The organism is Pseudomonas sp. GZD-222, assembly GCF_049310525.1.
Classification (GTDB): domain Bacteria; phylum Pseudomonadota; class Gammaproteobacteria; order Pseudomonadales; family Pseudomonadaceae; genus Aquipseudomonas.
In genome coordinates this window covers 1-13,512 of the sequence record NZ_JBMOWO010000008.1, presented here as the reverse complement: position 1 = coordinate 13,512, position 13,512 = coordinate 1, and the positions used below count along the sequence as shown (strand labels likewise).

The 13,512-nt window shown below is 58.4% G+C and carries 6 protein-coding genes and 2 tRNA genes; 2 read left to right on the top strand and 6 right to left on the bottom strand.

The window, feature by feature from the left end; all coding sequences use genetic code 11:
* Window positions 1–19: 19 nt before the first annotated feature.
* Together ACO6VD_RS01220 and ACO6VD_RS01215 are read right to left on the bottom strand one after the other, a co-directional pair.
* On the bottom strand, window positions 20–937 hold the full coding sequence (locus tag ACO6VD_RS01220; protein WP_422416468.1) for an Ig-like domain-containing protein: 918 nt from the start codon (window positions 935–937) through the stop codon (window positions 20–22).
* A gap of 80 nt (window positions 938–1,017) precedes the next feature.
* Window positions 1,018–5,286, bottom strand: a complete 4,269-nt coding sequence (locus tag ACO6VD_RS01215) for an RCC1 domain-containing protein (RefSeq protein WP_422416466.1) — start codon at window positions 5,284–5,286, stop codon at window positions 1,018–1,020.
* A gap of 376 nt (window positions 5,287–5,662) precedes the next feature.
* Between ACO6VD_RS01215 and ACO6VD_RS01210 the strand changes: the two genes are divergently transcribed.
* On the top strand, window positions 5,663–7,930 hold the full coding sequence (locus tag ACO6VD_RS01210) for an autotransporter outer membrane beta-barrel domain-containing protein (RefSeq protein WP_422416464.1): 2,268 nt from the start codon (window positions 5,663–5,665) through the stop codon (window positions 7,928–7,930).
* Between the two features lie 84 nt (window positions 7,931–8,014).
* Here ACO6VD_RS01210 and ACO6VD_RS01205 read toward each other — a convergent pair whose 3' ends face one another.
* The 4 genes from ACO6VD_RS01205 to ACO6VD_RS01190 all read right to left on the bottom strand — a co-directional run bounded on the left by ACO6VD_RS01205 (window position 8,015) and on the right by ACO6VD_RS01190 (window position 12,384).
* On the bottom strand, window positions 8,015–9,949 hold the full coding sequence (locus ACO6VD_RS01205; RefSeq protein WP_422416462.1) for a hypothetical protein: 1,935 nt from the start codon (window positions 9,947–9,949) through the stop codon (window positions 8,015–8,017).
* A gap of 119 nt (window positions 9,950–10,068) precedes the next feature.
* Window positions 10,069–12,012: a hypothetical protein gene (locus tag ACO6VD_RS01200; protein WP_422416460.1), complete on the bottom strand. Its 1,944-nt coding sequence runs from the start codon at window positions 12,010–12,012 to the stop codon at window positions 10,069–10,071.
* A gap of 218 nt (window positions 12,013–12,230) precedes the next feature.
* Window positions 12,231–12,306: transfer RNA gene (locus tag ACO6VD_RS01195), tRNA-Gly, on the bottom strand.
* A 2-nt stretch (window positions 12,307–12,308) separates the two neighbouring features.
* A tRNA-Glu gene (locus ACO6VD_RS01190) sits at window positions 12,309–12,384 on the bottom strand.
* Between the two features lie 258 nt (window positions 12,385–12,642).
* Between ACO6VD_RS01190 and ACO6VD_RS01185 the strand changes: the two genes are divergently transcribed.
* Window positions 12,643–13,410 (top strand): hypothetical protein, encoded by a 768-nt coding sequence (locus tag ACO6VD_RS01185; RefSeq protein WP_422416458.1) that lies wholly within the window; start codon window positions 12,643–12,645, stop codon window positions 13,408–13,410.
* The last annotated feature ends 102 nt before the right edge of the window (window positions 13,411–13,512 follow it).

Here is a 13,512-nt window from a genome sequence, read left to right as displayed (position 1 = left end):
CAGGGCACTCAATCGTGCCTCAGTCTGGATCGATGCCCAGTACCTGCCGGTACTCTCGTTCATCCAGAGTGCTGGCATTGCCCTCGGCATCGCTGCCATCGAGGTCGTAAACATAGGCCGTGCCAGCCCCAAGCTGGTCCGCAGTCCAGAAGACATAGGGCAAGTAACCCAGGTAAGCACCGACGGGGCGGGAGCTGGGGTCGTAGAGCCGCCACAGGCGTTTGAGCTGGCTCAACGGCACAGGAATGAGGTTGGCCGCGTCGCATGCCAGCTTCATACCTGCCCAGTCCGCCCTGGGGGTAAGGAAATGCACCCGGCGAATACCCTTGACCGTCAGGCTGTAGCGCAAGACCTTGTCCTGGCTGTCGGTGGCGGTGATCTGGCATACGCCATTGGCGAGGGCTGTGACCTGCCCGCTGTCATCGACAGTGGCGACCTTCGGTTCACTGCTGGTGTAGCGATACGGCGCAACGCCGCCGCTGGCTTCACGCTTGAGTTGGGCAAACTCGGGAATCTGCCGCGGCGGCTTGTCGGCCGAGACAACATAATCGTGGGGGCTCAGGTCCAGTAGCACGTCACCCTCGAAAGCGCTGCCCAGGGTCAGGCGCCATCTCGTCGATTCGCTGCGCGCTCCTTGCTCGGTAGCCGAAACCTGGTAGTAAACGTCGACCTCTTGACCACGGCGAGCAGTGAACGTCTCCTTTGCGACATGTATCTTTACTCCAGTACCAGGCCCGGCGGCCGGTACACGGGTCCAATCGAGCTCATCTTCATCCATGTAAAAGAACAGATAATCCCTAGGTGCAAGATTGGCGGGCGGCGCAACCAGCTGAACACCGTCGGCGGGGAACTCCCCCGGATCGAGCTGATCACCGCTGTACCCTTCTATGTACGGTTTTTCGAAACCTTGATGCAAAGCAGCATTGAACTGTGTCATAGCTGATAACCCTTAAAGGTGTGGAAAGCTTCCGGTGCACGCCTTGATGCACCGGAGCATTGGCCATGAATCTCGCTGCGTCAGCCAACCAGGGCCGCAGCGCTGATCGCCCGCTGGGCGGACAGCGCCCGCCCACGGGCCGCCGGCGCGGCGCGATAAGAGACGAATCCATCCAGCTGGTCACGAACCGCCGAGTTGTCACCTCCGCCCGCTGCTTGTCCCCATGCAACCACCCGGCCATCGCGCCTCAAGGCAACGAAACCGTGGGTGTTGCTATAGACGGCCTGGACATCGACCAGATCAGCGCGCACTGGCGTAATGTCGCCCCCAACTGTTTGGTCTCCCCAGGCCATCACCATGCCATTGCGACGCAATACCGCGAATGCCTTGGAAGAACCTGTTACCTGAACCACATCTGTCAAGTCAGCGATCTCATCCGGTACCACGCCCCCGGTAGCCGCCGTTCCTCCCCAGGCGACCACTGAGCCATTGGCGCGTACCGCAGCGAACACGTTCCAGTTGGAGGCCACGTCGATAATGTCCGTTAGACCTCTAATGGCCTCCGGAAGGGTTCCGCCATGGGGTGCACTGCCCCATGCCAGCACATGGCCGGTGGCTCGCTTGGCCACAAACGCACCGGCGTTGGCGCTACTGATTTCAACGATGTCGGTGTAATCGGCGACTGCCTCGGCGTTACCGCCGGAAGTGGCATTCCCCCAAGCCACTACGGTCCCGTTTCCACGCATGGCCGCAAAAGCGCTGAAATTACCGTTGATGTCAACGATGTCAGTCAGCGCAGCGATTAGGTCTGGAACCGTACCACCGGCGGCCGCGACGCCCCAGGCAACCACTTGCCCGGTCGTGCGCAGGGCAGCGAACGCGGTGCTCGCCGCCACGACCTTGGCGATATCGGTGTAGCCGTTGATGGGGGCGGGAACGTTGCCACCGGAGGCAGCAACTCCCCAGGCCACCACATGCCCCGTCGTCTTGATGCCGGCGAACGCCACACCATTGCCCACTACCGAGGCATAACCCTCTCGCGAGACGCCTCCCATCTCGCCGCCATTGGTAGCATTGCCCCAGGCCATCACAATCCCGTTGACCCGACGGATTGCATAAGCACTGGTGGTACAACTCACCTCGACGATGTCATCCAGGGTCCTGATCGTGCTTTCTATTTGTCCACCGAAGAGCGGATTACCCCAACCACGCACACGACCATCATCACGATGGGCTACAAACGCGGCGGTGCCGTTCACCGTGGTGTCGGCACCACTGCCCATGATGTTGGCCGGGTTGAGTGTCAACTGGTCATCAGTGGTGCGTACTTGCAGCGGCAAGTGCGGCTGAATGTCCCGCCAACGGCTAGCGACCGTCCACTGTACGTCGGTGGAATACTTCCACTCCGCCTGCAGCGGCTGATTGCTGACCGCATGAAAGGCCTGCAGATAGCGAGGTGACCCGGAAGAGCGATAAGTACTGCGGTTGAATCGGGCACCGAGGATTTTCAGCTGGCCACCACCGATGATCACACGCACATCGAACTCGGCAATCGGTGAAGGCGCCTCCGGCCCCGTGCCGCCGCGCTGCACGTGATACTGCAGTGCGATACTGGTGTTTTCGTTGGCCTTGATAACCGCATAAGGCACTGTGATGCGCTGCACGCCAGGCGTCGACACCGTATGCGTCCGGGTATCGCCCACCTTGCCAGAGAGCACCACCCTGACCTTGTCGCCAACCACCAACGCAGCCGTACTGCCAATCACCACCGTCGCCCCTGCAGTCACCGTAGTGGGGTCGATCACGCCATCGTCATTTGCTTCGGCAACCTCTGGCGCGGGCAACGCTGGCGCTGCACTTTCGATAACCGCAAAGGTCAGCGCCTGGGTGCGTAGCTCGCCGCCTTCGATCAGCTCGATTCGACAGATCACCGAGACGCTGTTGTCCTGGTTCTTCTGGATTTCGGTATAAGGCACGATGAATGCCACCGGCCTGCCAACCATCCCGCCGCTAATGGGCCTGCCCTCTGGTTTATATTCATTGCCCTGATCGTCAGTCCACTCCAGGAACACCACATCACCGGCGCCCATCTGTTCATAGGCTTTGAGCTGAACATTGGCGCCTTCGAGCACATTTCGCAGATCGAGGTTACCGTCCACCAGCTCGGCGACGGTTACAGGGTCGAGGGCCGGCACCTGCTCTTGCTGCACGGAGAAGATCAGATCCCGGGTGCGCAGCGTCTGCCCCGATGCCAATTCCACTCTACAGATTGCAGTAACGGTACTGTTCAGGTTCTTTTCGATCTCGACAAAGGGCACTACAAACGGCACCGGATTGCCGAGCATATTGCCAGTGATGTCCACCCCCTCAGGTGTGTAGGAGTTGCCCTGGTTATCAGTCCATTCCAGATAGACAACATCGCCGACTGCCATCTGCTCATAGGCATCCAGCTTGGCATTCGCCCCGTTACGGACATCGTTCAGGTCCAACGTACCCTCAACCAGCTCGGCGACGGTTACAGGGTCGAGCAATTGTTCCTGCGCTTCGCCGATTTGCAGAAGCAACAGATCGGATTGGCTGACCCTGTCATCCTGGCGCCTGACCCAGTAAGACGCGGTGACCGTCCCGTTCAGATCGCCTCTGACCTTGTCCAGGGTAATTGCCAAGGTAAACTCGGGGCGTTCAAAATTGTTCCGGTTGATCGTGATCCAGTCTCTAAAGGGCCCAGTTACTGAACCCTCCCACTCATAATGCAGCTCGTCGCCGATAGCGATGCCGGTGTATCTTTTGACGACCAAGCTAGTGCCACTCGGTGGCAAGGTGTCAGGGTCGAGCGCACCGCCTTGCGCATGGAGAACAGTCGGCGCCGGCAACTCGGCCCTCGGTTCCCCGACGTTGTAGCGCGGTGTGGAAAGCGATCGGCGCACCGCACTGTCATCCACTGGGTACAGTTCGTAGTAAAGTTCCAGGGTCCCGCCCTCGATGGCCAGCAGGTGACTGCCGTCGACGTAAAAGGGAATGGGTTGCTTGGCGTTCGCTTCGCCATTGGTAATGTCGTGAGGTGGAAGTTCCGGGAAGTACGCGCTGCTGTCGGGTTTGGTGCCATACCATTTGAGGTCGATCACCTGCCCTGCGGCCATGCTGTCGTCCCACGGCACTTCGATGGTGGTCAACGGCAGTTGCGGATCCAGACTCCCCCCTTGTTCATCCTTGGCCAGCGGCGCAACCAATTGCGCGGGCTCACCGATGATGGTGATAAACCGGCCCTTGGCTTGCAGGAACGAGCTATCAACTTTTTTCAACTGGTAACTGAAAACCCCTTGGGTCTTGGCCAGGCGCCGGACATCGGCATTGGGCACTGATATGTCGTAGACATGAGGAATGTTGTCGACGACCTGTGGGGGATAGGTGATATCAACCGGCGTGCCATCGGCGCTGGTACCTGTGAGTCGTACGATGATCTGATCACCTTCGACAAAATCGGGACGCTCAGCAGTGACCCGCAGCGTCGCCGGAGCATTGCCCAGCTTGTCAAGATCGAGGACATTGTTCACGGCTTCCTGAAGGATCCCGGCAGCCAGCCGCAAGTTCTCGGTATCTACGATCACGCGAACCTCGGCACTCCAGTCCTCGGACTGGTTGTCCACCAGGTCGTAGACTTCAAAAGCGACAGCCAGACCATCACTTCCCGAGTCCCCTGCGGCCAGGATGGTCGCTTCCTCCACCCTGATTTCAATGGGCCGGTCTACCTCGGCCACGGTCACGGTATGGGTGACGAACTGGCCACCCCAGGTCACCCGGATCTCGTCGTGCTCGGCCATGAACGGGTACGGCAAGATGGTGACCACCACGCCTTCGGCAGCGGCTTCCTTGTCTACACCGCCCTCGATGATCTCCTGTGGCAAACTCAGTTTCAGTTCGGAATGACCCGGCGTGTTGCCGTCCTGGTCCTGGCCGCCTGGGCGGTCAAGCTTGATCAGCACCCGGGTAGGTGCGGAGTCCTCTGGCGCCTGGCCAATCCGTGTGACCTTGTAGCTGATGCTGGTGATGCTGTTGCTCAACCGATTGGGCGGGATGAAGAGGGTCTGGCGGGTATCGACCTCTTCCGCAGAAATTGGCTTGCGGGTGATCTCCGTGTCACCCAACAACACGGCGACGCTATCGCCTCGCCCCATGTTCGACCAGGGGGGAACGAACAACTGCAGGCCCTGGCGCGGGAAGTTCTCACGCGCCGCAGCGACATTGACCCCCCATTCACCACTGGGCACTGGCCCGGTCTTGCCGGGAATCTCCACTTCCACCAGTTGCAGGGGGGCCGCCGAGAGAAACAACCCCTGGTTTTTATCCAACTCTTTATTTTCTTCTGACAACAGCATGCTGGCCACCCTCTTCATTGAGTAGATAAGTGGCAATCATTTAATACCTGAGAATTGGCTTTTCATACTGGCATTTTTATCAGGTAAGCGGAACAACTCAGCAACACTAAAAGCTCAATCCATACATATACAAACTTGTCTACTGACAAAAACAGCAGGTAGGCAAAGCACGGGGAAACTTAGACACTAGTTAATAAGGCACCTTCAAATTTCGACATAAGGAGAGTACTTCGCGCATGGATTCTGGGCGCGCCAGCTGATGAATTTTCCTACAGACCTGACTGACGAGGCTCGATTCAATAGGCCCCATTCCATTCCGTCTCTGATTCCAGCCATCAGGATCGCCACTATGTCGATAAACAACCATATAAAACCGCCCTTCCCGATCAAGTCCGTTTTCCCCTTCTTTCTACCGTTGTTACTCTCCGCGCCGCTGGTCAACGCCGCCATTGTCGACAATGGCGACAGCCTGGTTATCGACGCGTCGACGCCCGTGGATGGTTATACCGTGCGTAACGGCAGTAGCTTGACCGTCAATGGTGCAACCACCCGGACCCTGAACATCAACTCCGGCTCCCATCTGCAGATCAACGGTGCAACCATAGCCGGTGGTGCATTCGACGGTTTGATTGTTACCAACAGTACAGCCAGCGTGAACGATGCGGATATTACTGCCGACTTCTGGGGCTTGGCGGTGAATCGCCAGATCGGCTCAACCACCGGCTCGCAGGTAACGGTCGACAACAGCCGTATCGTTGGTGGCGTTGCCGGCGCAGTGGTGACGGGGGGCAGCACCTTGCAGCTCAACAACAGCATTGTCACCGGCCGCGACACCGGCAGCAGCGGTATCAATATTCTGGGTGGGGAAGTTATCGCCTCCAGTAGCCGTATCAGCGGCGATACCAGCGGCATATTGATCGTAAGCGATCCGGAAAATCTCACTGATCCCAGGCTGGTACTAGACAACACCGAAGTTACCGGGCGTACAGGCCCCGCACTGTTGATTGAAGAAGGGGCCAGTGCCACGATTGAATTACGCAACGGCGCCACGCTCGTGGGTGCCGACGACGTCGCGCTGCTGGTACGCGATGCGTCCACCGCCGCCGTCTCGCTGAATCGCAGCGAACTGAATGGCAAAGTTCAGGTCAGTGCCGACAGCAGCGCCAGCCTCGCACTGGATCAAGCGCAGTGGAACGGTGACTTCGAGGTCGAGGCTGGCGGTACGGGCTCGCTGTCCCTTGCCAACCGGTCCTCCTTCACCGGTCGCCTGGTGAATGTCGAACAATTGAGCATCGGCAACCAGTCAAGCTACACCATGACCGAAGACACCCGGCTCGGCACCCTGGCGATGAACGGTGGGCGAGTCAACATGGGCTCGGAAAACAGTTTCTACACCCTGAACGTCGCCAATCTCAGCGGCAGCGGGGTGTTCGCGATGAATGTCGATTTCAGCAGCAATCAGCACGACGTACTGAATGTCACGCAGAACGCCGGCGGCAATCACCAGTTGCTGATCGCCGACTCTGGGGTCGACCCGAGCAACCCTGAACAGTTGACCTTGGTCCGCACTGCGGCCGGCGATGCCGAATTCAGCCTGTACAATGGCAAACCCGTTGCGGTGGGCGCCTGGGCGTACGAGCTGTCTTCGGTGGGTAACGGCACGGGCGGTACCGACTGGTTCCTCGATCCGGAAAAACGCTCTGTCAGCCCGGGCACACGCACGGTAATGGCCTTGTTCAACACCGCACCCACCGTGTGGTACGGCGAGCTGACCTCCCTGCGCAGCCGCATGGGCGAGCTGCGCTTCAATGGCGGCCAGCCGGGTCTGTGGATGCGCAGCTACGGCAACAAATACAACGTCGCCGATGCCAGTGGCACCGGCTACCAGCAGAAGCAGCATGGCCTGTCGATCGGTGCCGACGGGCGCCTGCCGTGGGGTGACGGGCAATGGCTGGCCGGCGGCCTGGTGGGCTACAGCAAGTCGGACTTGGATCTCGACGAAGGCACCTCCGGCAGCGTCGACAGCTACTACATCGGCGCCTACACCACCTGGCTCGATGCCGAATCGGGCTACTACTTCGACGGCCTGGCCAAGCTCAATCGTTTCCAGAACCGCGCCAAGGTGGCGATCAATGACGGCAGCCACAGCAAAGGCGACTACGACAATGTCGGGACCGGCGTGTCCGCCGAGTTCGGGCGTCATATTCCGTTGTCCGACGGCTACTTCATCGAACCCTTCACGCAATGGTCGGCAGTGGTCATCCAGGGCAAGGACTTCAGCCTCGACAACGGCCTGGAGGCCGATGGCGAGCGCACCCATTCGCTGCTCGGCAAAGCCGGCATGACCGCAGGCCGGACCTTCGAACTGGCAAACGGTGGCAAGCTGCAACCCTACCTGCGCGGGGCCTGGGCACATGAGTTCGCCAAGGGTAATGCAGTCAAGGTCAACAACAACCGCTTCAACAATGACCTGTCCGGTTCGCGCGGCGAACTGGGAACGGGGTTGGCCCTGGGGCTGAAGAACGGGCTGCAGGTGCATCTCGACCTGGAGTACGCCAATGGCGAACATATCGAGCAGCCGTATGGGGTCAACCTGGGGTTGCGCTACGACTTCTAACGGCCCCTCTGCTGCACCCATTAAAGCCACTCATTCGAACAGACACAGAAAAGGGAAGCTCAATGAGCTTCCCTTTCTTTTTATCTACCGACGGGCTGGCGGGGTAGGAATCTCACAGAAGAAGCCACCTGGACGCCATAACTCGACAATCACCAGATGCCGAGGGGAATCTACCGTCACCCCTCCGATATCGACTGTGTAATGAATACTGCCATAGGCCTGGCGGGTTTCCTTGAGGGCCGTTTCATAGGGCAATTGGACCACGAAGCCATTTTCAGCCTCCTCCACACTAGGCGTGTAATCAAACGTATCAATTGTGTCATCAATAGGCACGGTACCCGCTTCATCGGACCAACCCTGATAAGTGAATGTCAGTAGTTGACCTGCTAACCGCGCATCCCCGGCTGGTACCTCGATTTCCGCCACCAGCACGCCATTGTCGACACGCAATGCCGGGCAGTTGAGAATCTGGTCAGGTGGAAACGTCAGGTCGAGGTTCAGGAATGCGGGCGTCGGCACGACAATGGGTACGCCCTCGACATCGACAGTCCTCGCCGCCGAACTCAGTTCGTTATCGTTGACACCATGCTTGAGGACATAGTGGCAGGGAATGTCACCGTTTCCGGCGGCATCAATGGTGGCCCAGGGAATGACGAAGGGCATCGGAAAATCGTCCGCCTCGCTACCGTCAATATCGTAACGGGCGCCTGGCACCAGCACGCCATTCCAATACAACTGAACATACTCGCCGACGGCAGAACCGGCGTAGATAAGCGCTGTTGCATTGACGGGTTGGTTCCGGTCCGCATCGCGCAACTGGTTTTCCGGGGATACCGCCCCTTTGACTACCGGCACATTCAGGGCCGGGTGCACCTCTTTAGGAGGGTCTTCCGGATCCGGACCTGGTGTGCGCAGGTCGACCTTGAAAGCCAGGCCAGTCTGTTCGGGGAAGGAATTGCTCCCACGAACGATGCGGTAAGTGACTCTTGAATCTTTTTCGCCGAGATTTCCCCCAAACACCAGCGCATAGGGAAGAAGAATATCGGCACCGCTCTGCGGCATCTGCTGCGGTGCGTGATCGGTGCCATCGAAGGTGACGACCACCAGATCGCGGGAAAACCAGTTTGTATAGGGGTCGATGAACACCCGCACGCCCGCCACGACGTCTGCATAATCAATCAGACCATCACCTGCCAGCGGCACCCTGGGCGGACGCAGCGCGGCAGGCGGGGCAGTAAGCTCGACATTGACTCTCTTGTATTGCGAATCCGGCCCAATATTACCTTTGCGATCCGCCAGTTTATAAAACAGGGATTTCTCGCCCTCCTCCCCAAGCATTGCTTCAAGAAGGTCAAAGGTTACCGGATCAGCCAGGTTGGCTCGGGTAACTTCACCTACCTTCGTTGCCAGCGGAATGGAGATGCCGTACCACACCTCCACAACGTCCCCGATCTTCGCGTCCGTGTAGTTGCCATCCACCGTCACCACTACCTTATTGCCATTGGCGTCGAGGTACGCCCGGGTAATCCCGTTCGCTTCGACTTCTGCGGGCAGTGTCACCAGCCCTCCTGGCTGGCCGCCGTTGGGGGCTGTCTTATCAATATTGATAGCCATTGGCAGCGACTGACTGATATTCCCACGAATATTGACATCGTAATGTAGATTGAAACTGCCCTCTGCCTGAGTCGCCGAGGCAGGAAGTGTCATGGGAACAGGAAAATCTCCCGGCGCAATGGGCGTGGTGAAGGCATGAGGCGTACCTATTGCATTACCCTGCCAATACAAAGTAATTCGACCCGGCCTGTTATCAGCACCCTGATCAAACACAGGAATATCAAGTATCAGGTTTGTTCCCTGAATGTCCTTGTGAAGTTGATTAGGGTCATCATCCACAGTATCAGGCAATAAAGGATTAGCCACATTGAACACCGGATTATCCAGATCATCGAGCGTACTCATCCTCAATGCCCGACTGAGCGCGCGGGCCTGCTTGGCCGTTAATTTCTCTTTGATACCCATGTTTGCAACCTCTTGTTGATAAATACGGACTTTTTCAGGCCGCAGAAAGACGCCACGAAATCGCGAGTGACGTCGTGTTGTTACTGGCTATAACCAAGTAAATTTGCTAACTAAAAACTTCAGGTTTGATTACACAGATCATTATCGGGACCACAGACCTGCCCGCTGGGCATGGTTCGAGTGATATAGACCAATTCGCGTCGTGACCGGCCGAAACCACCATCGGTCTTGGTCAAGGTGTAACTGGCGACGGCGGATCCGTTATCTTCCATCGGCTCGATGTGCGTGCTGTAAGGCAGGATCACCACCTCGAAACCATCAGCCGCTTCACTCGCACTCAACACCTTGGGGATGATCAGTTGCGTTCCCGGGATGGGCCGGTTGGCGCCAAGGTCTTCATAGCCTTGCCAGGTCACCTCGACCGCGTCGCCCTGGGCGAAGTTCGGATTACCGGCGATGCGCAGGGTAACCCCCTCCCATAAACGTGGCGTGGCGCAGCAGTTCAGATAGCCTTGCCGGTCGGCATGCGGGAACGTAGGTACCGGCAGACCCTCGATCGGCACAATGACCACCGACACCGCAGTGGCCGGCGCCTGTTGCTGGTTGACAGTGTTGCTGGTGATGTAAGCAACTGGCAGCGCGACGTTGTTCTTGTCCTGCTCGATGACCCGCCACGGCACGGACAGTTCCAGAGGCTTGCCTGCTGCGTCGCCAGGCTGTACGTCATAGCGAGCAGCAGGCTCGAGCACCGCCCCCCAAAAGACTTCCAGGTAGTCACCCGGCTGTGGATCGTCGAACAACGCCACCAGCAACCGTGCATCGTGCCCGTCATCCTGAGCCGTGAGCTGGTTGGGCAGGTCTGAAACCGCCCCACGTACTTCGACTTTGGCCAGCGTGGTGTTCAACAGTGCCGGCGCATTGACATGGTCCTGCCCGGCAACGGTGAAATCGAATGGCACAGTGACGGCGGGAGACGGCTGCGAGTACGAGCCGCCATAGCGAATCCGATAGGTAACCTGCGCGCTTTCAGGCCCCAGGCCGTTGGCAACCAGGTCCATCCAGGGCACATAGCTGCTCAACGGAAATCCGTTCGGGTCGACCGGGATTTCCTGGAGTTCACGCCCTCCCCATTCGATCACGACAAAGTGCGTAGGCTCCGCATTGTTATACGCGTCGATCTCAACGGTAACGCCGCCCTGGTTTACGGCCCCCTCACGCGCATGCTGGCGATCGATGAACCCCCGCGCGGATAACGGAATTCGTGGTGGAGGCAAGTTGGATGGCGCGGCAACCAGATCGACCTGGATTGGCGATGCGTAGGAAAGGGGGCTCTCATTCCCGGCCAGGTCGTGCAGACGGTAGAAGAGGTACCGCCTGCCCGCGCCACTGGCGCGCACAGCAGCTTCCGCGATGGTCAACGGTAGATGCCTGGCGTCGATATCCGCCTGCGTGAATACCCGCTCGCCCAACACAGGTGTGTCATCGGGCATCGGGTCAAGCTCGGACCAGTAGAACTGCGCCCGATCCAGCGCCCGCATGTCCAGATAGGACGGAACCGTGGGAATCACCTCGCCATGATCGATCAGATACTGATCGGTGATAACCCCCACCAATTCATCCGGAAATCGCGCGGCCAAAGGCCTTTGGTTGTCATTAGGGGGCGAGCGGTCGATGGTGATACGTTTAATTAGAGAGTCGGTGGTGTTGTTTCGACGGGTGACACGGTATGAAAGCGAATAGCGCCCCGTCTGCAACGAGTCCATTGGCACATGCAAGGTTTTATCCCCCGGTGCTATGGGCGGTACAAACTCCTGACTATCAACCGTGGTGAATGCCGCACCATCCGGGCGCCACCCGAGCTCCAGCAGATCCGGAGCTTCGGGTCTCGTGGAGAAATCCCATGCCGGCACGATCACCTCCAGCGCCTCACCCAGCGCAGCGCGCATGACCACCCCCTCAGGGTTGTCAGTTCCCGAATCGTCTTTGACGACCGCCGGAACAACAGGCACGGGGAAGTTTTCATCGGCGAGCAAAGCAAGGTGCAGTGTTGCTGAGTGATTCATCAGGGGTCCCTTCGCAATGCAGGATCATGAACAAGGCTTGACAGCCGCTGGTGATCATTGAATCCGCATCCGGAACACTTGAAAACTGGTAGAAATGACAGGTGCGTTGGCCCGGGAACTGGGCTATGCAAGTACGGGGAATGGGGGAAGGAGGAATTTCAGGCACAAAAAAAGAGGCCCTTGGGCCTCTTTCTTGACCGACTTGCGTCGATTGAATCTGGAGCGGGAAACGAGACTCGAACTCGCGACCCCGACCTTGGCAAGGTCGTGCTCTACCAACTGAGCTATTCCCGCATTGGCGTCCCCTAGGGGACTCGAACCCCTGTTACCGCCGTGAAAGGGCGGTGTCCTAGGCCACTAGACGAAGGGGACACACTACAACATTCACTCCCTGCCGCGTTTCGCTGTGTGCTTTACGCTGCAAGTGGCGCGCATTCTAGGGATGCATTGGCAACCCGTCAACCCCTGTGTATAAATTTATTTAAATCAATGACTTCCCAGTGCTTTGCGAGGCAAGCTAAAAAGCAAAATGCCATCAGGGAGTCCCTGACATCCGCTAAACAACTCTATCCGGCTAAAAGCTTAGCCACTACACTCAAATGGTAAATCATCCTGTATGAGGCGTTAACGGTGACACCACTTATGATCACCCTGCTTATCGTGGCAGGGATCGCGTTGTTGATTGTGATCGGCTACCTGAACAACGTAGTCGAGAACAACAAGCTCGAGCGTGCCCGGCTGAAGATTGAACTGGCCGACCGCTTGCGTCGTTGTGGCGAGATCACCGAGACCTTCCCCGGCCAGTTGATGACCCCAGCCCTGAAGCTGCTGCTGACCCGTCTTGAGCTCAACCTCAACCAGCGCCAGCTGGCGCTGGACAAGAACAGCCGCAGCATCCGTGCGCGCATCAGCGAACTTGAAGGCCTGATCGCCCAGGGTGAAGCGCTGCCAGTGAACAACCCGCCTGCGCCGATTCAGACCGAAGCCCGGGCCAAGGATGTACGTTTTCTGCTCGAAGGCATGCACAACCAGATCACCCGAGCCGCCCAGGAAGGCTTTCTGCCTACCAACGAAGCCAAGTACTGGGTCAAGGAAATCCGCCACATCCTGGTCCTGCTGCACATCGAGTTTTTCAACAACCTCGGCCAGCAAGCACTGCAGCAGAATCAACCCGGCCATGCCCGCCTGGCCTTCGAACGTGGTGTCCAGTACCTGCGCAAGCAACCCGATCCGGCGGTATATCGCGAGCAACTCGAGTACATGGAAAAACTGCTGGCCCGGGCCAATGCCCAGGTGTTGAGCCAGCTGGAGCCTGCCGAAGACGAAGTGAACGAGCTGACCGAAGGCCTGAAGACCGATACCACCGAAGACTGGAAGAAGAAAGTCATTTACGACTGATCTGCCTCACAGAATCTCCAAACCTGTAGGAGCGGGGGGGGGGGGGGGGGGGGTGTGGTAGGGCCCCCCCCCCCAGCGGATGGTTCTCTCCCCGGCACACGG

What these genes read in the sequence shown, in the direction of transcription:
- ACO6VD_RS01205 (WP_422416462.1), bottom strand. Translation starts at nt 9,949, where the DNA reads ATGGGTATCAAAGAGAAATTAACGGCCAAGCAGGCCCGCGCGCTCAGT.
- ACO6VD_RS01220 (WP_422416468.1), bottom strand. Translation starts at nt 937, where the DNA reads ATGACACAGTTCAATGCTGCTTTGCATCAAGGTTTCGAAAAACCGTAC.
- ACO6VD_RS01200 (WP_422416460.1), bottom strand. Translation starts at nt 12,012, where the DNA reads ATGAATCACTCAGCAACACTGCACCTTGCTTTGCTCGCCGATGAAAAC.
- ACO6VD_RS01210 (WP_422416464.1), top strand. Translation starts at nt 5,663, where the DNA reads ATGTCGATAAACAACCATATAAAACCGCCCTTCCCGATCAAGTCCGTT.